A 20641-nucleotide genomic window follows, 5' to 3' on the forward strand; every position below is an offset into this window, starting at 1 on the left:
AAAATAGTTAATTATCAATCGAGTTAGAAAAGAATATCTTGGTATTAAGAAAGAGCTAAAGGGTTGGCAAACAAGCTAAACTTTGCATTTCTCCAAAAACTCTATTTCTCAGGAAAAAATTATGACTGCAACACATGATTTCAATTTAGATTCAACAAAGTCTGAGTCGGCTATCGATGAAGCTGTCAGCATTGAACTTGAAACTACTGTTCAACAGAATGAGGTTTCATCTAGTGAGCTTGCAGATCCTTCACCATTAGACTTAGCAACTTTATCTTTAATTGAGGAAGTTTTCAAGATCGTTAATAGTGAACGGGGTCGAGTAGGATTATCGCCACTCAGACTTCATTCGCAATTAACTGCAGCAGCTCAAGCACATTCCGACGATATGGCAAGGCATAATTTTCTGAGCCACATTGGTTCCGATGGTTCATCACCATTCGATCGCATCACGCAATACGGTTACAATTTCCGATGGGCTGGCGAGAATATAGCATCAGGTTATTCCTCACCTCAAGATGTAATGCAAGGTTGGATGAATAGTAGCGGTCATCGTGCAAATATTCTCAATCGTAACTTCCGTGATATTGGTATTGGATATGCTCGCGGAAATCAACCCTATTGGACGCAAACCTTTGGGGGATAGCTATAAGAACTATAAGAACTAATCGACACACGTATCTAAAAGTTCTGGCAATAGAAATTTACAAAAATACAGAGGCTAATAGTCAAATGATAAACAATCAGAATCTAGCAATAGCTGAAAATGAATTAACAGGAAAATATTTGGTTCTGTTCCGTGAAGATGCAGTCACTGAAGGTATGCAAATGTTAAGCGAGCAGAGCCCAAGGTGAAATTGAAGCGGTAGCTGGTTTTAATCCTTCTCACGCTATGGATGAAGTTAGTGAAGTTCAGACAGTAGCGATCGCAGAAGACCTAGAATCACTTCCAGATGCTGCTACCTTAGTATACCTACAGCCAGAAACAGTCTGTGGTGCTGACGATCGCGTTCACGTCACACCTGCAAAGCAATCAGTATTGAAGGCAAGATTACTCAGGTGATGGAAAGTTTTCCTTTGCAATTGATGGTGGAAACTGATAGTGGTCGTTGTTATGTTGCTCTTCTCCCAGAAACCAAGATTACTCGGCAAGAAAAAACAGTGGATTCTAGTAAATTGAATCCCGATCTAAAGGTAAAGATTCATGGTCTGTCTTCGGCAGTAAATCAATTAGCTATGACCGCTCAAGTAATTGAAATCAAAATTTAGCTAACAAGCCTGTCCAAGCAGTAATTTCGTAATTTCATTTTTTGGAGGTTATTTATGACTTGTCAATGCGGAAGATCTTATATTGTTCGGCAAGGAGATATACTCTTTGACATTGCCCAGCGAGAGTTAGGTGATGGTAATCGTTGGCCCGAAATCATGAATGCTGATTGCAGTAAACCTGTTAACGAGACGATTTTTCCAGGTCAAGAATTGTGCATTCCGAATGGTAATGGTAATGCAATAGAGTTAGAAGCTACATTTTACGCCCATGAGAATGTAGGATGTGCTTTCCCAGCCTCAGGTGTATTTGGCATAACATTACGTGCAGCACTTGAAGGAGACTGGAAGCCACGATGCCCCGATATAGGTGAAAATGTTCTGCGCGTACAATGTGCAGTAGCTCGCTCTCAAATTCCCCTGCGTACAAAGTTTACTTTGGTTCTTTGGGATGGCAGGCAAGTTCCCGCAGAAGCCTTAGATGTAGGTACGGCAATTGTAACGGGTAAGATTGATATTCTTGTCGATACTATTTCAGAAGCACTCGAACTAGGTAGAAAGCCTGTCAAAGCAATTTTGTAATTTAATTTTTTGGAGGTAATTTTATGACTTGTCAATGTGGAAGATCTTATGTTGTTCGGCAAGGAGATATACTCTTTGACATTGCCCAGCGAGAGTTAGGTGATGGTAATCGTTGGCGGGACATCATGAATCCTGATTGCAGTAAACCTGTTGACGAGACGATTTTTCCAGGTCAAGAATTGTGTATTCCTAATGGGTCTGAGCCACCTGAACCTCCTGGAAACGGCGGTTTTGCAGATATTGTGTCGCGTCAAATCTATGAATCTATGTTTCCTAATCGTAACGGTTTGTACTCCTATGACAGTTTAGTAAGAGCAACGCAAAGATACCCAAACTTCTGCAATGAAGAACCTGATACACAACGCAAACGCGAGGCAGCAGCGTTCCTAGCCAACATTGCTCACGAAACGGGTAGTCTTCAATACATCGAAGAATTACGCTGCATTCCTAACGGCTGTGGAGATGAATACTGCGATCGCAATAACACCCAGTATCCATGTCAGCCTGGTCGCAGCTATCACGGTCGTGGTCCAATGCAATTATCATGGAACTACAACTACGGTGCAGCAGGTCAAGCTTTAGGTCAAGCTTTACTCACTAACCCTGACTTAGTGAAGTCAGATGGTGTCATCTCATTTTCTACAGCTTTGTGGTTTTGGATGACCCCTCAACCACCAAAGCCTTCTTGCCACGATGTTATGAGTGGTCTTTGGACTCCCTCCCCTGAGGATATAAGCAAAGGACGTCTACCTGGTTTTGGTATGACTATTAATATTATCAACGGCGGTCTCGAATGTAGCATCCCCACGCCTCCTCAAGTTGATAGCCGGGTAGGCTTCTACCAACGTTTTACCCAGATGTTGGGCGTGAGTACGGGCGATAACGTCTACTGCGATCAAATGGCTCATTACTAAATTTACCGTTCAAATCTAAAGGAGAAAATTATGACTAATCATGAATGCAACGAAGAATGCGTCAACAACTTTGATGGATTACTGGCTAGTGACGATGTGCGTACAGGCTCGATCTAGGGAGCCACTTTTAAGAATAAGGTGATTTCCAAGAAAGACCATACCCACTTGCATCCTTCAAATTCAGAATACTGTTGCTTCCTTGTGGGTATAATTATTGCTGGAAATCACCTAAACTCGTTCAGTACTCAGAAACTCCTAGCAATTCTTCCCAACTTACATTCGACTTTCCGACAATTGCTACTGATTCCAATCCACCTCTGATTATGGGATCTGCTGGTGAAATGTTCAGCTTTTCCAAAAGAAAGGAAGATTATACCCTGTCAGAGTCTATATCTCCAGTTGGCGCTGGTCCAGAACCACATATACAAAAAGGTTACGGTGAATTTTTCTATCTTCCAGAAGGAAATGTCAAGTTTTGGGTTGGAGACAAAACTTATCCAGGCGATTCAATACCAGGGAAGAATGCTTCCAAGTCTGATGTGTACTCGATAGTGACCAAACCAGGAGATTTATTATACGTTCCCCCCTACACAGTTCATGGATTTGAATCGCTACTAGCTCCAGATTTGATAACTGAAAGTAATTCCTATAAATTCCTCAACAAATCTTCTTTTATATCAGCCGCCCTAATATTTGGTAGTCTTTCGGCAATTTAAATTCTGAAGCAAAAATCTAAAAACGGCGGTACTAGATAGTTACTTGTCTGAATTTTGTGGGGACAACTCAGAAAATTTCTCTCTCGACAGGATTTAGCTCTAGCTATCAAACCACCAAGGATCGGCAACAGAATTAGTTTTTGCCAAGAAAGCTTTGTTGCGTAAAAATCGCTTTAAACTGGCTGCTCCCATCCGCGAACCTCCTAAACCAGAGTATTTAAAAGAATTTTTTTCCCCTTCATAAATTAAAGCGGTAAGTCCTGCGTCATTGATAGATATCGCACCAGCATCTATCTGTCTAGCAACTGCTATAGCTTCTGACTCTTCTGCTGCAAATACGGCTGCACTGAGTCCGTAAATTGTGTCATTTGCCAAGTTAATAGCTTCCTCTACAGTCACAAAAGGCATTATGGGCATAATCGGTGCAAATGTCTCTTCAGTCATCACTTTCATCGAGTGATTTACTTGAGTCAGCACTGTTGGATAACACCACCATCCACCATCTTTCTCTTCTACTGTTCCACCACAGCGTACCATCGCTCCTTTAGCGATCGCATCTTGTAAATGTTCGCTGATGATTCCTGCTTGTCTCTCGGCAATGATAGGACCAATTTCACCACTTTCGACTGTCGGATAAGCTAATTTTAAACTTTTGGCTTTGGTAACTAGCAGATCTACAAATTGCTCAAAAATAGATTCAGCAACGTAAATCCGCTCAAGAGAAAGACATGACTGACCAGTATTGACAACTGAACCCCACAAAATTGCTGAGGTAGTTAATTCTAAATTAGCGGAGGAGAGTATGATCGCCGGGTCTTTACCGCCTAATTCCAAAAAAGCAGGGATAAAGTTTGCTGCTGCTGCTGCTCCGACTTTGCGTCCGGTGGCGACACTACCTGTAAAACAAATTAGATCCACATATTCAATTAAAGAAGCTCCCGTCTCCCCTCCCCCTTCAATAAAGACTAATATATCTCGCAAATCGGGAACGGTTTTGATTGCCTTCATCAGCGGTGCTATGAAGCGAGGTGCAATCTCACTAGGTTTAACCATTACGGCACAACCAGCCAGTAATGCAGGTATAGTGTCGATGGTAGATAGTAAAAGAGGAAAATTCCAGGGGCTAATTACCCCAACCAAAGAATAGGGAACGAAGGTTTGCTGTAATTTTATGAATGGAATTGCTGTATTTTTTTCCGATTCCTGTAATAATTCAGGAGCTAATTGACACCAGCGATCGATACTAGAGAGAAACGAATCAATTTCCAGTGCCGAAATAGATAATCGTCCCGTGTCTTGAACTAAAGCTTCAGTCAGGCGATCGCGCTGAGATAATACGGCTTGTTTCAACTGCTGTAAGGCTTCGATTCGACCTACAATACCAATTTGCTGCCAATGAATTTGTGCTTGACGCAAGTTCAGACATTGCTGTTCAAGCTGATTCTTAGAGGGGGGGACAATTGTATGGTCAGATATACCAGTACGAGGATTGCGGACTTCTATTGTTTTATTCATCTTAAATAATTCCGAGATCGGTTAAACGGGCGATCGCTTTCTGCTGTGTTTCTAAGAAGTGCTTGCGGTCTATGTTTTTGTCTTGCATAGTATTAGCGGGGTAAAAGTGCGATTGGTTGTAACTAGCTGCATAGAGTTCAAATCGCTGACGCGATAGTAAATTATTTAATCCTGGTCGGCGACGGTAACGACGTAATGCAGCTAAGTCAATTTCAGCAAATGCTGCCATACTCTCTCCCGTAGATGTTTCTGCTAAAACTAATCCTCGATAGTCAACGATTTGAGAGCCACCATCGGCAGAGGCAATAGGAATCGAGATCTTATTAATTCCTGCTGTGTTAGTTGATACTACGTAGGCTATATTTTCTACTGCACGGCTAATTTTAGCTGCATCTTTAGGAGATCGTCCTTTGCCATATATTTCGGAAGTGGAATGTAAAAAAATCTCTGCTCCACGCATCGCTAGACATCTAGCTACTTCTGGATACAGAATTTCTTCTGAAGCAATAGCTGCTAAATTGCCTATCTCAGTTTTGGCAACCGGAAAAACTCCCTCCAAACCATAGCAGTCAAGATACTGATCCCAAACATCGTGAGGTGTGGGGGCAAACATAGAGTTCAACCGGCGATACCGCAGTACGACTGAGCCACTAGGGTCGATGATAAAGCAGGTTTGAAAGTAAAGTTGCGGAAAATTAGGATCTAATTCGTAAGCATTACCAGCTAAAAAGATACGATGTTTCTGGGCAATTTGACCAAGTAATTCATATTCAGCACCAGCCATTTCCAAGCAAGCTTTTTGTGCCCATTCAGGAATAGATTCTCCCAAAGGAAAACCGGTCAGGAAATATTCTGGTAAAACGATTAACCGGCAGTCGGAACCAATAAAAGCAATACTGGCAGCAATTTGTTTTGCTAAGCGAGTGATCGTCTTTTGTATCAGAGAAAAAACTTCAGCGCGATCGCTTGCTTGATTAACCGCATGACAAGTTATTTGCAGTGCTAATGCTCGGTAGGAGTCGATGGAATTAGCGGGAATAGAGTTCACTGTGAGAAACAAATATCATTATCTGTATGCTAATAGATTAGACGCATTCAAGCAGTTTCTTCGATAGGAAAAATTTCTCCCCTTAAATAAGAATCAAAGTGTCGCTTAAAGTATAAGATGCTGGTTGTATTGAGTTCATCACATTCATCTGGGGTGAATTCGTAAATAGGTAATTTTTCCCTAACTAACCTAACTAACTTAGGATCGAGTTCCTCAAAAGTTTCTACTCTCGATATAGTAGTTTCGTATCTCAATCGTGCGGGATGACCATAACCTAATTTCATCCAGGGCATCCAAGGACAATCTCTCGCCCAAGTCGCCGGAGGAATATTCTCGACTCCAGGACGGGAAAAATTTGAGGTGAAATATTCTACCCCTTGAAAAGTTTCTCCAGGGCAATAGTCTCGGAATTTACTCTCTTTGGCTAGAGGATGGGGATATGACAAAGGAATCTCATTAACTTTAGTTATGTATCCTTGACCCTGAGGAATAACTATCTTTCTTTCTCGAAGAGAACCCTGTACCATACGGTTGGCGATATGCACTACTGGAACTTCTGGGCTACCATTTTGTGGTTGCCAATAATGTAAGATTTCTTTGGTTTCTGGATCGCAAAATAAGCCAATCTCTCTATTGAGTCGATATCCAACTTCCCCATATTCAGGATCGGATTTAAGCAAGATTTTGGTGGCGTTCATGCCAATAATCGAGAATAACTTTTCCTTGGGTTTGCCTGGGGCTTCAATCCACCAAATATCTCCCTGCCAACTATAGTAAAGCTGCTTGCCATGGTTATCTCGGTAGAAATTTAAACGGCTAAATTCGTAGTCTGTTGAATAATCTGGCATTTTTAACTCCATTGGAAACTTATACATATACATCTCATCATTAGTTGAAATTTGCAGTATTAATTATTAAAAAATACTCAACAATCTGCTAGGAATAAAGAAGGAAGTTATTGCTAAACAGAGATAGTGTTAGATTTACTGCTGGTTATTGCCCTAGGATTTTTAGGAAGTTTTGGTCATTGTGTGGGTATGTGTGGACCTTTGACGGTAGCTTTTGCTCTGTCTCAGGAAAACCATCCCCAGCCAAAAAATAGCTGGCGGTTTCATCTTCTCTTAAATATTGGCAGAATTATTAGTTACACTCTTGTTGGAGCAGCTTTAGGCGGTTTAGGTTCGACTGTGATTGCTAGTGGACAATTAGCAGGAATAGGGAGTGAGCTGCGGCAGATCATGGCAATTATTACTAGCATAATGCTGATTTGGTTTGGTTTAGGACAAATTAAACCAAACTGGCTGCCTCGCTTACCTTTTTTGCATCCTTTGCAGGGAGCTATCCACAATCGATTGAATACAGGCATGGATCGACTTTCAGCTCAACAACAATGGTGGACACCTGCTTTACTTGGGAGTATTTGGGGCTTAATTCCCTGTGGTTTTCTATATGCAGCTCAGCTAAAAGCTGTAGAAACAGGAGATTTAATCATTGGTGCCTTAACCATGCTCTGTTTCGGCATCGGGACAATGCCTACGATGTTAGGGGTAGGAATATCTGCTTCGAGGTTAAGCGCAGATAAGCGTAGTCAGCTATTTCGCCTCGGTGGCTGGATTACTATTAGTATCGGTATCCTAACTCTCTTACGGACAGATGCCATGATAGATTACACAGGTCATGGTGCCTTGATTTTATTGATGTTAGCTTTGGTTGCTCGTCCGATTAGTTGCGTTTGGGCTGCACCACTTCATTATCGTCGTGTAATTGGTGTGGGTTCTTTTATTCTGGCTTTGGCGCATACCGCCCATATGTTAGATCATTCTTTAAACTGGAATCTCGATGCGATCGCTTTTATGTTACCTCAACATCGTCTTGGTATGGCTGGGGGGTTCTTAAGTCTATTTTTAATGTTTCCTGCGGCAATTACCAGTACCGATCGCTTACAGAAAAATCTCGGTCAACGCTGGCGTAAAATTCATCTTTTAACTGTTCCTGCCTTCGTATTTGCTGTTAGTCATACAGTTTTATTAGGCTCGCATTATTTGGGAGATTTTCAACTAAGCTTCGGCAGTAAGTTGCGAGTAGGGATAGTTATTTTGGTAAGCAGTTTAATTTTAATCCTGCGATCGCCCTTATTTGCCAAGGTTTTGGGGAAATGGTACGTTCCACCTAAAAATTAATATTATTCGATTAGCTGGCTAACGAGAGATCGCGCTTGGGATAATTATTTAACAGCAGCAGTAGCTCGATACAAAAATGGTATTTTGCAGTATTAGTAACCAAATTGAGACGATTATATAACTTTGGTTGTAGAGAAATATACTTAATGATTCGGCAAAAGTTAGATAGTCTTTCTATCTTTCGTTAAGGATAGTTCAAGACGTTTTTCAGATGTTTGTTGTGTTTTCAATCCCTAAGATAAAGACAGTGTTTAAGAGAACGAGCAAGCTTATTGTTCTTGATTGACATCTAAATAAATAACCAATTGACAACTAATCCAAAATGACTCAACAACATCAAGCAATCAAAAATTTTAACTGGTTTGACGACTCAGAAATAGCAACAAGCTCACTATACTCCGAGTCGTTGGCTCTAAATGCTGATGGTAGCGATTCAGCTGAAAACAGTGAACCAATATTACAGACAGCAGAAGCTGAAACACCTTTAACCAATACAATCACGGTAGGCAATCCTGAGGGAACTCAGTTTACTTTTAATTATGCCGAAGATACTCCCCAAGAAGTTATTGATGGAGTCACAGAAGCTGCGGACTATTGGTCATCATTTTTATTAGATGATGTAGATCTGCAGTTCGACTTTACCTTTACACCAGGTGAACCAAACAATTTAGGAGGAACTGCGTCGACTTCTGTGCAACTCCCCTACACTGAGGTAAATCAGGCTTTAGCTGACGACATTACCTCACCTGATGACCAAACCGCAGTTACTTATCTTCCAGAAGGTAGTGTACCTTTTTTAATTAACAATACTAGTGAAAATAACGGCAGCGATACTCCTTATCTGGATAATAATGCTGGTTTGAACAATTCAACTATTGAGTTAACTACAGCTAATGCTAAAGCTTTGGGTTTTAGTTCAGAATATATTGCTGAGGCTATGGAAGATACTCCAGAGGAGAATGTAGATGCCAAAATAAACTTTAGCAGCAATATTGCTTGGGATTTTGATGCTAGTGACGGCATTGCTCCTGACGCCCATGATTTTACTGGCGTAGTATTTCATGAAATTGGTCACGCTTTGGGATTTACAAGTTCTGCTAATTACCTAGATCTGTATGCGAATAAAAGTTTAAATGAGTTAAGCGAAACTTTAGGTGTAGACATCCCTACATTAATTGCTGAGGCAAACGAAGACGGTATTGAAGGTATTGATGATGGAGAAGACATCGTCGATCAATTTATTTCGGACAATGAATATATTCCCTCGTCGCTAGATTTATTCCGCTTTTCTCCTGAGAGCTTTGTCCAGGGTGCAAGAGATTTTACGACAGGTATCCTTGAAGATAAATATTTCTCTATTGATGGAGGTCAAACTCGAATCGCATCTCTTTCTACGGGGGTATATACAGGCGATGGCGAGCAGCTTTCTCATTGGCAAGACAATTTAGGAGATAATCCAAATATTGGCATCCTCGATCCCACTGGTGATACTGGAGAATTCCTGGAGTTCACGAATAACGATTTACTTGCGTTTGATGTGATTGGTTGGGACTTGGCTTAAGAAGTAGTGAGTAGTCCCGTCTTCGCGGGATCGAGATGAGTAGTGAGTGGAGCAACTATGAAGACAATTATTAGAAGTATCGATCGCGTTATTACTGCCGAAGAGATTATTCCTCTATTGAATAAATACGGGATGCTGTCACGGTTGGCTTATGAAGATATCATTGATCGAGCGATCTCCCAGATTGAATGCACTCCCCAAGAAATAGCGATCGCTTCTGGGTTATGGCAACATCAACAAAATAAATCAAAAACTTCCTCTGTAAACAAAGAAGAGTTTCTAGCATCAGCTATCAGAAACTTCAAGATTGAAAAATTTAAGCAACAAAATTTTAGCGATCAGATACCTGCCTATTTTGCTCGTCAAAAAAAGCAACTAGATCAGGTAGTTTATTCAATCGTTAAGACGAAAACAAAGGAAATCGCTAGAGAAATGCACTTTCGCTTAATTGAAGCAGAACAGACTTTTACTGAGTTAGCACAAGAATGTAGGGAAAATCCCCAGATTAAAGCTAGTGAAGCTATTGGCTGGGTAGAATTGGGAACTCTCTCACCTTTAATAGCACAACAGCTATCTACCCTCCCAGCCAATTCTATTTCTTCTCCTATCCTCATTGGGGAATGGTATGTGATCTTGCGTCTGGACAAATATGTTTCCGCACAATGCGATCGCGCTGTGCAGAAGCGTCTGAGGGATGAACTATTTAACCAGTGGATGCAACAACAACTAATGAAACAAAAATATCACCTAGAGAATACTACTTGCGCTGCGCGATGTAGTAAAGAATGACGATAAACTAAAGCAGACATATCTTTGACATAACCATCACCAATAACGCTAGCAACGTGATAACCTCAGACTTTACAGGTGCTTAATACCATTCTTTCCCGGCGATATATGTCCCATTCAAAAGTAGCAGATACCAAGAACTGGCTCTCGGATTACAGTTGAATATATTGTCAATGAAATTAAAGCAGGTGTTACTCCAGAAGAAATCTTAGAAGATAAACCTCATTTAACTCTTGCTGGCATCTATACTGCGATCGCATATTATTATGCTAATAAAGAATTACTAGATACTGAATTTGCTGAATATGATCGAGAATGCGATCGATTGATAGCAGAATATACAACAGGTAAATAGTTGTGAGCCGAATTTGCCTTTATCTAGATGAAGATACGATTAAAAATGCATTAGTTAAAGCTCTGCGAAATGCCGATCTCGATGTAATGACTGTAGCTGATGTAGTACCCTAACAAGTTTGAATTGAGGGGTTTAACTAAAAACTCTTTAGTCTGATAATCTAGCGCCCCAAAATAGGTTTGTAGCTTTCATTGGTCATTGGCACTTCTACTCTTTCATCTGTTCGACCCCAGATATAACAATACGAACTTATATTAGGACACTCGTTACTCGTTACTAGTTACTTACGAGCAATCAAATAAACTTGTCCTAACGTAACTTTGTACGGCTATATAATCACAAAGGTCTCCCCACAGGAGATGACATTCATCTATTACCTAATTTTGGTTGTAATATTCTTCTACCCTGTATTACATGGCTGACCCTATTCTTTAATAGTTCTTCTTTGGCGATCGCAGGTATGTTTTTTTCACAAATCAAATCCGATTGCTATATCATTGATCACCGAAAATTTGGGTCTGAAGCCCTGTCCTTCTTGCTCAATAAGCTCAACGGGGGGAACCCCCGCAACGCTTTTTCGCGCTTTTAGGACGGCTTTATATTTCTTGGTATTCATATGTGATATAATTAATCGTATGAAACAAGTATTGACAATTGTTTGCAAACTCAACCCTTCTAATGAAGTGATTCAAAAAATTGAATCTACATTAAAGGCGTTTGCTAATGCTTGTAACTATGCCAATCAAACTGTAAAGCCAACTATAGCTAACTGAAATAAGTTTGAATCGCTGAAGAATTAAAGCTAAATTGGGATAATAACCCTTAAACAATCGAAAATAAAACCTAAAAATGGCATATTCTTTAGATATGCGGCAACGTGCATTAGACCTGTTAGAAGAAGGCAAAAGCAAAACAGAAATATCAAGAATGCTTGGAGCTAGTAGAACAAGTATTCTTCGATGGGAAAAAAGAGCCTTAAGAGGAGAGCTTGCAGCTATTTACCCCAAAAAAAGAGGTGGGTTTAGAGTAGATGATGAAAAATTAAAAGCTTATGTCGCATTAAATCCCGATGCCTATCAAGCAGAAATAGCAGAAGCGATTAGAGCCAAAGAAAATACCGTATGTCGAGCACTTAAAAGATTGAAGATTAGTCGAAAAAAAAGACACCGCAGTACCGAGAACGGGACCAACAAAGGCGAAACGATTATTTAAAAGAGATAGAACAGTATCCCGAACAACAGAGAGTTTATCTAGATGAGAGTGGGCTATGTCATCGTTTGCAAAGAACTCATGGCTATGCTCTCAAGGGAGAAAAAGTACACGGTCTAACTGATGGCAAAAGACAGGGTAGAACCAATATCATTGGGGCTTGGTCAACAGATAATAAACTTTTTGCCACAAACACTTATGACCATACTGTCAACAAGAAGGTTTTTATGGATTGGATTAAATCTCACCTTCAGGGACATCTCACTCATGGGATGGTTGTTATCATGGATAATGCTCCTTGGCATCGGGGAAATGACATCAAAAATCTCATTGAAAGTACTGGTGCCCAACTGATAAATCTTCCCCCCTATTCTCCAGATCTAAACCCCATCGAACATGCATGGGCTAATCTCAAACATTATGTCAAATCCGCAAAAAAAGACTTTGAGCACTTCTCTGATAATTTGGCTGCACAGCTAAATAAAATGAATCATTCTAAAATCAGTTAGCTATATAACTAGCAAAACTACTATTCAATCTTTGGTTTATCAAACCATAAGAAAAGAATTTGATTTGTCGGCTAACTTGGCAGTTAGGGCTTGCGCGAGGGTCGGTGCTAACAGAAAGACTGCTAAACAAAAGAAAAAGCCTGTCAAAGAATTCAAACCAACATCGGCTGATTACGATGCTCGAATTTTTGCTTTTCGAGAAAAAGACTGGACTGTTAGTTTGACTCTTGTTGGTGGTAGAGAGCATATTCCAATTGTTACTAGTAACTATCAAATTGGAAAACTCAAAGGTAGAAAGCCAACTTCTGCACAGCTTTGCAAGTATAACGATGGTAAGTACTATATTCATATTCAACTTAAAGACGATGCTCCTAAACCAATCAAAGCTAATAATGTAATTGGCATTGACTTGGGAAGGACAGATTTGGCTTATACTTCTCAAGACAAAAAATGGTCTGGCAAAGATATAAAAGACGTGAGAGATAAATACTCTCGACTCAGAGCTTCGAGCCAAAAGAAAGCCTCGAAAGGCACGCGCAGTAGCAGACGTAGATGTCGGCAACTGTTGAAACTGCTGTCGGGGAAAGAGCGAAGGTTTCAGCGTCATATCAACCATGTCATCAGCAAGACAGTAGTAGCTGATGCACTTCAAGCTAACAGCATCATTGCACTTGAAGATCTTACTGGCATTAGAGAAGATACTAATCAACAACCAAGAACTAAGACTGAAAGACGACGCTCTAACTCGTGGGCATTTTTTCAACTTCGACAATTTATCGAGTACAAAGGAATTACTCAAGGAGTTGAAACTTATATTGTTCCACCAGCCTACAGTAGTAAAAGTTGTCATAAATGCCTACACCTTGGTTTAAGAAGTGGAAAGAAATTCAAATGCGCTAATAGTGCGTGTAAATGGTCGGGAGATGCCGATCAAAATGCTAGTCGAGTTCTAGCAATTATTGGAGGGGTTGTAAGCCTCCTTCGAGGTTCGGATTCTTTGTCTTGTACATGGGATTCAGGGCTACTGAAACATTCCACTGACGGCGGAGTGCGAAAGCCCCGTCACTTCAGTGCGGGGTGAGCTTACCTTAAGCAATAATCGATTATCTGCAAGGATATCTTTAGTTTTGCGACCCTAGTAGTTTCTAATCTTAGCCCTAGTCAACTTGACGTAGGTTTTTACCGTTTTGTAAGACATTTGTAGAGATATAACAATTTTGTATCGCCGGTTACTGAAACAATTAAATAATGACTAGTTATTTAATGTGTATTGTGTGTATAATCATGATATGAATAGCCGTGAAGTAATTTCTAGACTAAAGCAAGATGGCTGGCAGCTGGTTAATACTCGTGGCAGTCATGCTCAATATAAACATCCTGATAAACCAAATAAAGTAACAGTTCCCCATCCTAAAAAAGATTTGCCAATTGGTACTTTGAAAAATATTTTTAAACAGGCTGGATGGGACTGGAATTCAAGATAGAGGAAATAGAAAATGTTTTATCCAATTGTTATTCATAAAGATCTAGATACAGCATATGGAGTAACAGTTCCAGATCTCCCTGGTTGTTTTTCTGCTGGAGATACTATGGAAGAAGCTGTTAAAAATGCAGTGGAAGCAATTGAATGCCATGTAGAAGGAATCTTAATTGATAACGAAGATTTACCCATACCTCAAAACATGGAACAACATATTTATCAACCAGAATATCAAGGTGGAACTTGGGCGTTAGTGGAAGTAGATTTGTCTAAACTAGGCGGAAAAACACAGCGAGTTAATATTACTCTTCCTGAAAGAATTTTAAGTAAGGTAGATCGCTTTACTGAAAATACTAATCAATCTCGTTCTGCATTTTTAGCCGATGCTGCCCTGGAATATATAAACTCCCATTCATCAGGAAAAACTGCTGCCTAAAATAAATTTTTATTCTTATTTAAGCAATTAGCGATCGCTCTTTTTTATTTAGGGGGATGGCGATTATCCATTTCTTTTAGTTTTGAGCAGAATAATTACGTCAATTTCTTCATTATTTTCCCCGCATCTCCGCCCGTTTACCGCTCAATTTCTCATAACCCGACGTGCCAACTTCGCATAACTTTTTACCAATCCATAATAGACGGTAAATAAGCGTCGTAGCTCTTGAAATTCTATGGCTCGGGTCGGACTTGAACCGACGACCTAGGGCTTATGAGTCCCAAAGTCGATATCGATTTATCAAGGGTTATGCCGTTTGATATAAAATCTTACCCCAAACTTACCCCAGAAAAACCTATTTTTCAAGGCTATACTGATAGTCTCTACAAAATAGTTGAGGTAGGTAAAATCGAGATATTAAAAGTATTAAAAGCTTTTTCGGTAGCTTTATGTTTTGTTAACCATTGTTTTGATACGAAATCAAAATAGCTAGAGAAATATTTTCTAGCTGGCTGGAGAAATATTTTCTAGCTGGCTGGAGAATGAGGAGCGCAGCTTGTCATTCGGAAGGCAGCAACCCGAAGCGTTAGCGGAAGTAGTTTATCCATTTGTAGCTATAATTGATACGTAAAATTGATCAATACAATGAAATGACAGCTACAGTTAGCATTGATAGTTTGATTGCATCTAGTCCAGATATTTGTGGAGGAAGACCTAGAATTGATGGCTCTCGGATTACAGTTCAATATGTTGTCAATGAAATTAAAGCAGGTGTTACTCCAGAAGAAATCTTAGAAGATAAACCTCATTTAACTCTTGCTGGCATCTATACTGCGATCGCATATTATTATGCTAATAAAGAATTACTAGATACTGAATTTGCTGAATATGATCGAGAATGCGACCGATTGATAGCAGAATATACAACAGGTAAATAGTTGTGAGCCGAATTTGCCTTTATCTAGATGAAGATACGATTAAAAATGCATTAGTTAAAGCTCTGCGAAATGCCGATCTCGATGTTATGACTGTAGCTGATATAGGGATGTTGGGCTATTCCGATGAAGAACAATTAATCTGGTCAACAGAACAGAAACGAGTGATTTACAGTTTCAATATCGGCGATTTTTGTAGATTACATCACGATTATATGATTCAAGGCAAAACTCATACGGGAATTATTCTGGCACCACAACAGCGATATTCAATTGGTCAACAGGTAACAGGATTGCTCAAGTTAGTAACTGCTATATCCGCTGAAGATATGACAAATCAACTGATATTTTTAAATTCTTATTTGAAAAATTAGTCATCTAAAAAAGCGATCGCAATCCGAATAAAATCATCAAAAAAGCGACCGCTCTAATCTTCAAGCAAATTCTTTAAGAGAACGAATCATACCAGAAGACTTATCAAATAAAACTTCTGCTTTTCCTGTATTTCCGTGTCTTGCTTTTGCCAAAATTAACTCTAGAATTCCTGGCTGCGAACGGGGATTTCGCAGGTTGAGGAATAAAGATAGGGTATTAAAATGAAGAGTTAAAATAACCTCTGAATGGATATCCAAGTTAAAAACTTAGACCACCTAGGTATAGTAGCAGGAATCGTTGACCAAATAGGATTAGTTGAAGAAATAGATAAGCAAATAGAGCAACATCCCCAACAAATCATCAGCACAGGACAAGTGGTGAAAGCTATGATTCTCAATGGATTAGGGTTTGTCAGTGCACCGCTGTACTTATTTAGTGAGTTTTTCGTTGGCAAAGCAACGGAACATCTTTTAGGAGAGGGGATTAAACCAGAACATCTGAATGATGACCGAATTGGAAGAGCTTTGGATAGCTTGTCGAATCAAGGATTAACGACCTTATTCACTAGCATTGCGATGTTAGCCCATCAAAGATTTAACCTTTTGACCAAGAGTCTACATCTAGATTCGAGTAGCTTTAGTTTGGAGGGAAGCTATGAAATAGAAACCGCAGATGAATCAACCGAATCAACCGAATCAATCGAATCCGTCAAGATAACTTACGGCTACTCCAAAGATCATCGACCAGATTTAAAACAATTCATGATGGATGTTATCTGTACAGGAGATGGAGATGTCCCCCTGTTTGTGAGGATAGGAAATGGAAACGAATCCGACCGTGCTGTTTTTGCTCAATTGATCGAGCAATTTAAACAGGAATGGAATCTGGATAGTATCTACGTTGCTGACAGTGCGCTTTACAGTTCAGCAAATATTCAACAACTGGGAGAGTTAAACTGGATTACCCTTGTCCCTCGAAGTATAAAAACCGCCAAAATCTTAGCTGAATCAATCGAAGGCGAGGTGTTGGTTGAGAGCAAAATTCCAGGTTATCGTATTGCATCATGTTGTTGCGATTATGGAGGAGTTCATCAACGTTGGCTAATTATTGAAAGTGAAAAGCGTCTTAATAGCGATCTCAAGCAACTCGAAAAGCGACTAACAAAACAACTTAAAATAGCGACAAGTGAACTTAAGTCACTGATGAGACAAGATTTTGCCTGTGCTGCCGATGCCAAAAAAGCGGCGGAAAAACTTAGCCGCAACTGGAAATATCATTCCTTAGAATTAATCGACATTGAGACTGATGCTCACTACACAAAGGCAGGACGACCTAGGAAAAATCAGTCTCCTGAACATTTTACCTATCGTATCAAGGCTCAAGTTGTTCCTGTAGATGAGGTAATTGAGATTGCCAGAAGACAAGCAGGAAGGTTTGTTCTCGCTACTAATGTTCTCGATGAGAAGATTCTGACTAATGATGAGATTTTAACTGAATATAAAGGTCAGCAAAGTTCGGAAAGGGGTTTCCGATTCTTGAAAGATCCTCTGTTTTTTACTTCGAGTGTCTTTTTGAATACTCCTCGGCGAGTGGCAGCCCTGGCAATGGTTATGGGTTTGTGTTTGCTAGTTTATACTCTCGGTCAACGTCAATTAAGACAAGTCTTAGCTCATTCCGAGCAGACTATTCCCAACCAACTCAAGAAACCCACCTCTACTCCTACACTAAGATGGGTATTTCAGTGTTTTCAGGCGGTTCATCTTGTTCATTTGAATCATCAAATACAAGTTTCTAATCTTACTGACACCCGACTGAAGATCTTACGGTTTTTTGGAAACCCTTGCCAAAAATATTATTTAATCTGCTGACTGACCTGCAAAATGTCCGATTCAAATCCATTGCCAAGAGATGGTTTTGGCGATCTAAGTCCCAATCATGTCATCGCGAGAAATCAAAAATATTTCAAGGCAATGGTTTTGAATGAAATTCATTAGAAGTATAATGCAACTCGCGAAATGTGGGCTGCGAAGTACCTGGATCGTAATATTCATCGCGATAGGCAAAGATGATATTATCTGCCACCATCTCCAGAATCCCAGACTGAGAAAGATCTGACATCATCGGACGCTTATTCTGTCTGCCCTCTACTCCCCTGTTAACTTGAGATAGAGCTAAAACTGGGACATTCAATTCTCCTGCTAATTGATACAGTCCTCTGCCGACATCACCCAATTCATAACTGCGATTACCACCGTTATCTGATGCCATCATTTGTAGATAGTCTACGATTACTAAACCAAGTCTCCCTTCTCGTGCTTTAACCTGACGACATTCTGAAGCAATCCCAGCTACATTTATTCCCCGATTATCATTCATGTATAGAGGTAACTCTACGGCAACCTGAACAATTTTAGAGATACTGTCCATTTCTTCTTCATTGAGAGAAGACAATCCTGCGCGATGTTGACGAATGCGCTCGACGTGAATCGGGGTCAAACCTAAATGCTGATAACAATCCATCCGACTCATTAAACTCCAAAGTCGATACTCTAACTGACTCTTATACATCTCCAAGGAAAAGATAATTACAGGTAACTGATGCTGAATCATCTGCTGAAGAGCCAGATAGAGAGAAATTGCGCTTTTGCCCATTGATGGTCTAGCAGCCAGAATAGTCAGGCTTCCTGGCTCAAATCCCATCATCAGTTGATCCAGTTCTTTAATTCCAGTAGGATAAATCGGATTATTTTCTTCCAGCTGATTAAAAGCAGACATTGCAATCTCGCTATTGTTATCAGTATCTGATTTTATCCTTTGCTGTGTGACACTGAATATTTCTTGTTCGGATTCGTTTAAAAGCTGTTTTAGTTCAAGACTTAAATCATATCCAAGGTTGACGATTTTATTTCCTGCTTCAATAATTTTACGTCGTTGGTATTTATCCATGACCAAATCGACATAGCGCTCGATGTTTACCGCTGAAACTATGCGATTTAATAATTGAGCTAATTTAGCTGTTCCGCCAACTCGATCTAATCTGTCTCTATCATCCAGATATGTACTGAGTGCCATAAAATCGGTGGGATTGCCTTGATGATGGAGTTTCAAAGCGGTTTGATAAATTTCTTGATGGGAAGAAACAAAAAAAGCTTTGGGATTTAGTTTGGCTTCAATGTAAGAAATTGCTTTGGGGTCAAATAAAATTCCGCCTAAAATTGCTTCTTCTGCTTCAATATTTGCTGGAGGTAAGTTGGGTTCTGTCATGCTACACCTACCTGGACTGCTTGATTAGCAAAATGGCTTTTCATTCTCAAGTTTCGCAATTGTTCGTAGCCATCAGCAATTCGTTTTCCTAAAGGTTGAGAAATTGGTTTCGATTGACTTTCAAGTTGATTGATTCTTTTGAGCTTGTGCTCGGGATTATTCAGGAATCGGTCAAATTTCTCTTTATCTTGTCTATTCTCAATCTTGACCCGCCCTGACCTTTGCTGTTTTAACTGTTCTTGAAATTTAGCGATCGCCTTTTTTTTGTCTTCATCAGGAATTGAACTTGAATGAGAGTCGAGTTTACGAGCTTTTTTTTCCTCTTGATACTTGTGATAATAAACTTCCCAGCGATTCTGCCCAGCTTTTGTCTTACTGGCTAACCAAGCTTCAAGATCATTTACTGGTTGACTGAAGTTTTGAATTGCCTTTTTGACAAACTTGAAAAAATTCTCGCTCTCGCCTTCTGAGAGAGTCTTTTTAAAGTCTATATAAGTCTTAGAGATCTTAGGAGTTTGAAACCTTATCTCTAACTTGGTTTCAGGCGACGGTGGCGACACTGGTGACGCTAAAGTGACATGGGTGTCGTCTAGGCGATCCTGAGGTCGCTCAAACGATCCTGGTGTCGCCGAGACGATCTCAGTGTCGTCTGACGATCCTGGTGTCACCACCTCGGATTTATCTTTAATTTGAGGGCAATGAGCATTTTCAGATACTGATTTAGATTTCATCTGATACTTAAATTTGTTAATTACCAGTTCGATTAAGTTCTCTTTCTGCAACTTAACCAAAGCTCGCTGAACCGTGCGACGGCTAATTCCCAAATCTTTAGCAATTTCATGGGTATTGGCTTCGATTAGCTTTCCCCCAAAAGGATCGTTGGTTTTCAGCCATAGATAAACCGAAAGCTCTGACTGAGTAAGAATTTGATTGAGTTTCAGAAACTCTTGATGCTGAAGTGGATAAAACTTTCCAGATATTTTTTTGGTAGACATGACTGAGTGAAGAATATTAATGTAGGGAATCTGTGCCTCTTGAAATGATTTAAGAGGCACAGCTTTCTTCTGAGAATGAAGAATTATTTGGACTTACGACTACGTTTCTTCTGCTGATTAGAGAGCAGAGATGCTAAGTAAGCTTCAATGCCTCTCTGATGAGCTGTTGGATCGCAAATATTAGCAAACCAATCTCGCAAAAGTCCCTCATGATACCTGATAGTTCGTGAATTCAAGTACTGATAATGGATTCCTAAAGTCCAGTATCTTTTGCGGTAAAGCTTTAAAGTATGAGTTGAAATTGCAAATATTTTGGCAGCCGCATCTTTGTTTATCCAGTCTTTATGAGCCTCGGATACTATTTTTTGTGCCTCGGAAGTTTTCATGTTGGTATTCTCTTAATTATTGATACGCCGAGATATATAAACACTGACTCTCTTGAGGTAGCTGCTTCACCAAGCCGAGTTACATTTCACTAAGGTCGAGTAAAATATAAGTAGCGCAGCGAAAGC

23 protein-coding genes and 3 pseudogenes are annotated in these 20641 nt (G+C 39.9%); 18 read left to right on the forward strand and 8 right to left on the reverse strand.

Annotated elements, in window-relative coordinates; all coding sequences use genetic code 11:
* Positions 1–121: 121 nt before the first annotated feature.
* The 6 genes from PLEUR7319_RS34870 (at position 122) to PLEUR7319_RS0110685 (ending at position 3478) form a co-directional block, all read left to right on the forward strand.
* Positions 122–646: a CAP domain-containing protein gene (locus PLEUR7319_RS34870; RefSeq protein ID WP_019505213.1), complete on the forward strand. Its 525-nt coding sequence runs from the start codon at positions 122–124 to the stop codon at positions 644–646.
* A gap of 246 nt (positions 647–892) precedes the next feature.
* Complete coding sequence (locus tag PLEUR7319_RS41235; RefSeq protein ID WP_019505215.1) at positions 893–1063, forward strand: hypothetical protein; 171 nt, start codon at positions 893–895, stop codon at positions 1061–1063.
* Positions 1060–1269: a hypothetical protein gene (locus tag PLEUR7319_RS0110670; protein ID WP_158441826.1), complete on the forward strand. Its 210-nt coding sequence runs from the start codon at positions 1060–1062 to the stop codon at positions 1267–1269. The genes PLEUR7319_RS41235 and PLEUR7319_RS0110670 overlap by 4 nt, the downstream gene beginning before the upstream one ends.
* A gap of 54 nt (positions 1270–1323) precedes the next feature.
* On the forward strand, positions 1324–1848 hold the full coding sequence (locus PLEUR7319_RS42575; RefSeq protein ID WP_019505217.1) for a LysM peptidoglycan-binding domain-containing protein: 525 nt from the start codon (positions 1324–1326) through the stop codon (positions 1846–1848).
* 23 nt (positions 1849–1871) lie between these two features.
* Positions 1872–2762 carry a glycoside hydrolase family 19 protein gene (locus PLEUR7319_RS0110680; RefSeq protein ID WP_019505218.1) on the forward strand — a complete coding sequence of 297 codons (891 nt, stop codon included), beginning with the start codon at positions 1872–1874 and terminating at the stop codon, positions 2760–2762.
* 323 nt (positions 2763–3085) lie between these two features.
* Positions 3086–3478, forward strand: coding sequence for a cupin domain-containing protein (locus PLEUR7319_RS0110685; RefSeq protein ID WP_019505219.1), 393 nt, complete (start codon positions 3086–3088; stop codon positions 3476–3478).
* 99 nt (positions 3479–3577) lie between these two features.
* Here the strand turns inward: PLEUR7319_RS0110685 and PLEUR7319_RS0110690 are convergent, their stop codons facing one another.
* From PLEUR7319_RS0110690 to PLEUR7319_RS0110700, 3 genes are read right to left on the reverse strand one after another with little or no spacing between them, the layout of a single operon-like run.
* Positions 3578–4993 carry an aldehyde dehydrogenase family protein gene (locus PLEUR7319_RS0110690; protein ID WP_019505220.1) on the reverse strand — a complete coding sequence of 472 codons (1416 nt, stop codon included), beginning with the start codon at positions 4991–4993 and terminating at the stop codon, positions 3578–3580.
* Position 4994: 1 nt separating this feature from the next.
* On the reverse strand, positions 4995–6032 hold the full coding sequence (locus tag PLEUR7319_RS0110695) for a nitrilase-related carbon-nitrogen hydrolase (protein WP_026102439.1): 1038 nt from the start codon (positions 6030–6032) through the stop codon (positions 4995–4997).
* 56 nt (positions 6033–6088) lie between these two features.
* A complete protein-coding gene (locus tag PLEUR7319_RS0110700) occupies positions 6089–6889 on the reverse strand; it encodes a DUF1838 family protein (RefSeq protein ID WP_036799705.1) in 801 nt (266 codons plus the stop codon).
* A gap of 126 nt (positions 6890–7015) precedes the next feature.
* Here PLEUR7319_RS0110700 and PLEUR7319_RS0110705 point away from each other — a divergent pair, with 126 nt between their 5' ends.
* The 3 genes from PLEUR7319_RS0110705 to PLEUR7319_RS34875 all read left to right on the forward strand — a co-directional run bounded on the left by PLEUR7319_RS0110705 (position 7016) and on the right by PLEUR7319_RS34875 (position 10571).
* The gene (locus tag PLEUR7319_RS0110705) at positions 7016–8221 is read left to right on the forward strand and encodes a sulfite exporter TauE/SafE family protein (protein ID WP_019505223.1); all 1206 of its coding nucleotides are present in this window, start codon (positions 7016–7018) and stop codon (positions 8219–8221) included.
* A 322-nt stretch (positions 8222–8543) separates the two neighbouring features.
* Positions 8544–9782, forward strand: coding sequence for an NF038122 family metalloprotease (locus PLEUR7319_RS0110710; RefSeq protein WP_019505224.1), 1239 nt, complete (start codon positions 8544–8546; stop codon positions 9780–9782).
* A 57-nt stretch (positions 9783–9839) separates the two neighbouring features.
* Positions 9840–10571, forward strand: coding sequence for a peptidylprolyl isomerase (locus tag PLEUR7319_RS34875; protein WP_019505225.1), 732 nt, complete (start codon positions 9840–9842; stop codon positions 10569–10571).
* Here the strand turns inward: PLEUR7319_RS34875 and PLEUR7319_RS43475 are convergent.
* Positions 10526–10681: pseudogene (locus tag PLEUR7319_RS43475) on the reverse strand (histone deacetylase); the annotation flags it as partial. The gene PLEUR7319_RS34875 and the pseudogene PLEUR7319_RS43475 overlap by 46 nt on opposite strands.
* 41 nt (positions 10682–10722) lie before the next feature.
* On the opposite strand from PLEUR7319_RS43475, the gene PLEUR7319_RS39335 reads away from it, so the two are divergent.
* The 8 genes and pseudogenes from PLEUR7319_RS39335 to PLEUR7319_RS0110770 all read left to right on the forward strand — a co-directional run bounded on the left by PLEUR7319_RS39335 (position 10723) and on the right by PLEUR7319_RS0110770 (position 15869).
* The gene (locus tag PLEUR7319_RS39335; protein ID WP_256380658.1) at positions 10723–10926 is read left to right on the forward strand and encodes a DUF433 domain-containing protein; all 204 of its coding nucleotides are present in this window, start codon (positions 10723–10725) and stop codon (positions 10924–10926) included.
* Positions 10927–11775: 849 nt separating this feature from the next.
* The gene (locus PLEUR7319_RS0110735) at positions 11776–12138 is read left to right on the forward strand and encodes an IS630 transposase-related protein (RefSeq protein ID WP_019503404.1); all 363 of its coding nucleotides are present in this window, start codon (positions 11776–11778) and stop codon (positions 12136–12138) included.
* Between the two features lie 2 nt (positions 12139–12140).
* A pseudogene (locus PLEUR7319_RS0110740) lies at positions 12141–12644 on the forward strand (IS630 family transposase); the annotation flags it as partial.
* Positions 12645–12648: 4 nt separating this feature from the next.
* A pseudogene (locus PLEUR7319_RS34880) lies at positions 12649–13725 on the forward strand (RNA-guided endonuclease InsQ/TnpB family protein); the annotation flags it as partial.
* Between the two features lie 208 nt (positions 13726–13933).
* Positions 13934–14128 (forward strand): type II toxin-antitoxin system HicA family toxin, encoded by a 195-nt coding sequence (locus PLEUR7319_RS0110750; RefSeq protein ID WP_019505229.1) that lies wholly within the window; start codon positions 13934–13936, stop codon positions 14126–14128.
* 12 nt (positions 14129–14140) lie between these two features.
* Complete coding sequence (locus PLEUR7319_RS0110755) at positions 14141–14560, forward strand: type II toxin-antitoxin system HicB family antitoxin (RefSeq protein ID WP_019505230.1); 420 nt, start codon at positions 14141–14143, stop codon at positions 14558–14560.
* A 650-nt stretch (positions 14561–15210) separates the two neighbouring features.
* Positions 15211–15498 carry a DUF433 domain-containing protein gene (locus PLEUR7319_RS0110765; protein WP_019505232.1) on the forward strand — a complete coding sequence of 96 codons (288 nt, stop codon included), beginning with the start codon at positions 15211–15213 and terminating at the stop codon, positions 15496–15498.
* Between the two features lie 2 nt (positions 15499–15500).
* Complete coding sequence (locus PLEUR7319_RS0110770; RefSeq protein WP_019505233.1) at positions 15501–15869, forward strand: DUF5615 family PIN-like protein; 369 nt, start codon at positions 15501–15503, stop codon at positions 15867–15869.
* A gap of 60 nt (positions 15870–15929) precedes the next feature.
* Here the strand turns inward: PLEUR7319_RS0110770 and PLEUR7319_RS0110775 are convergent, their stop codons facing one another.
* Entirely contained in the window at positions 15930–16127 is a 198-nt protein-coding gene (locus PLEUR7319_RS0110775) for a hypothetical protein (protein ID WP_019505234.1), read from the reverse strand.
* On the opposite strand from PLEUR7319_RS0110775, the gene PLEUR7319_RS0110780 reads away from it, so the two are divergent.
* Entirely contained in the window at positions 16116–17738 is a 1623-nt protein-coding gene (locus tag PLEUR7319_RS0110780; RefSeq protein WP_019505039.1) for an IS1634 family transposase, read from the forward strand. The two genes, PLEUR7319_RS0110775 and PLEUR7319_RS0110780, sit on opposite strands and share 12 nt — an antisense overlap.
* A gap of 94 nt (positions 17739–17832) precedes the next feature.
* On the opposite strand, the gene dnaB is transcribed toward PLEUR7319_RS0110780, so the two are convergent.
* From dnaB to PLEUR7319_RS0110795, 3 genes are read right to left on the reverse strand one after another with little or no spacing between them, the layout of a single operon-like run.
* Positions 17833–19134, reverse strand: a complete 1302-nt coding sequence (dnaB, locus tag PLEUR7319_RS0110785; RefSeq protein ID WP_019505235.1) for a replicative DNA helicase — start codon at positions 19132–19134, stop codon at positions 17833–17835.
* Entirely contained in the window at positions 19131–20189 is a 1059-nt protein-coding gene (locus PLEUR7319_RS0110790; protein ID WP_237743553.1) for an HTH domain-containing protein, read from the reverse strand. Before PLEUR7319_RS0110790 ends, dnaB begins: the two co-directional genes overlap by 4 nt.
* A 23-nt stretch (positions 20190–20212) precedes the next feature.
* Entirely contained in the window at positions 20213–20515 is a 303-nt protein-coding gene (locus PLEUR7319_RS0110795; protein ID WP_019505237.1) for a hypothetical protein, read from the reverse strand.
* Between the last annotated feature and the right edge of the window lie 126 nt (positions 20516–20641).

Source organism: Pleurocapsa sp. PCC 7319, assembly GCF_000332195.1.
Lineage (GTDB): Bacteria > Cyanobacteriota > Cyanobacteriia > Cyanobacteriales > Xenococcaceae > Waterburya.

Coding starts and splice junctions, on each gene's coding strand:
- PLEUR7319_RS34870 (WP_019505213.1), top strand. CDS start 122: ATGACTGCAACACATGATTTCAATTTAGATTCAACAAAGTCTGAGTCG.
- PLEUR7319_RS41235 (WP_019505215.1), top strand. CDS start 893: ATGGATGAAGTTAGTGAAGTTCAGACAGTAGCGATCGCAGAAGACCTA.
- PLEUR7319_RS42575 (WP_019505217.1), top strand. CDS start 1,324: ATGACTTGTCAATGCGGAAGATCTTATATTGTTCGGCAAGGAGATATA.
- PLEUR7319_RS0110680 (WP_019505218.1), top strand. CDS start 1,872: ATGACTTGTCAATGTGGAAGATCTTATGTTGTTCGGCAAGGAGATATA.
- PLEUR7319_RS0110685 (WP_019505219.1), top strand. CDS start 3,086: ATGGGATCTGCTGGTGAAATGTTCAGCTTTTCCAAAAGAAAGGAAGAT.
- PLEUR7319_RS0110690 (WP_019505220.1), bottom strand. CDS start 4,993: ATGAATAAAACAATAGAAGTCCGCAATCCTCGTACTGGTATATCTGAC.
- PLEUR7319_RS0110700 (WP_036799705.1), bottom strand. CDS start 6,889: ATGCCAGATTATTCAACAGACTACGAATTTAGCCGTTTAAATTTCTAC.
- PLEUR7319_RS0110710 (WP_019505224.1), top strand. CDS start 8,544: ATGACTCAACAACATCAAGCAATCAAAAATTTTAACTGGTTTGACGAC.
- PLEUR7319_RS34875 (WP_019505225.1), top strand. CDS start 9,840: ATGAAGACAATTATTAGAAGTATCGATCGCGTTATTACTGCCGAAGAG.
- PLEUR7319_RS0110735 (WP_019503404.1), top strand. CDS start 11,776: ATGGCATATTCTTTAGATATGCGGCAACGTGCATTAGACCTGTTAGAA.
- PLEUR7319_RS0110750 (WP_019505229.1), top strand. CDS start 13,934: ATGAATAGCCGTGAAGTAATTTCTAGACTAAAGCAAGATGGCTGGCAG.
- PLEUR7319_RS0110755 (WP_019505230.1), top strand. CDS start 14,141: ATGTTTTATCCAATTGTTATTCATAAAGATCTAGATACAGCATATGGA.
- PLEUR7319_RS0110765 (WP_019505232.1), top strand. CDS start 15,211: ATGACAGCTACAGTTAGCATTGATAGTTTGATTGCATCTAGTCCAGAT.
- PLEUR7319_RS0110780 (WP_019505039.1), top strand. CDS start 16,116: ATGGATATCCAAGTTAAAAACTTAGACCACCTAGGTATAGTAGCAGGA.
- dnaB (WP_019505235.1), bottom strand. CDS start 19,134: ATGACAGAACCCAACTTACCTCCAGCAAATATTGAAGCAGAAGAAGCA.
- PLEUR7319_RS0110795 (WP_019505237.1), bottom strand. CDS start 20,515: ATGAAAACTTCCGAGGCACAAAAAATAGTATCCGAGGCTCATAAAGAC.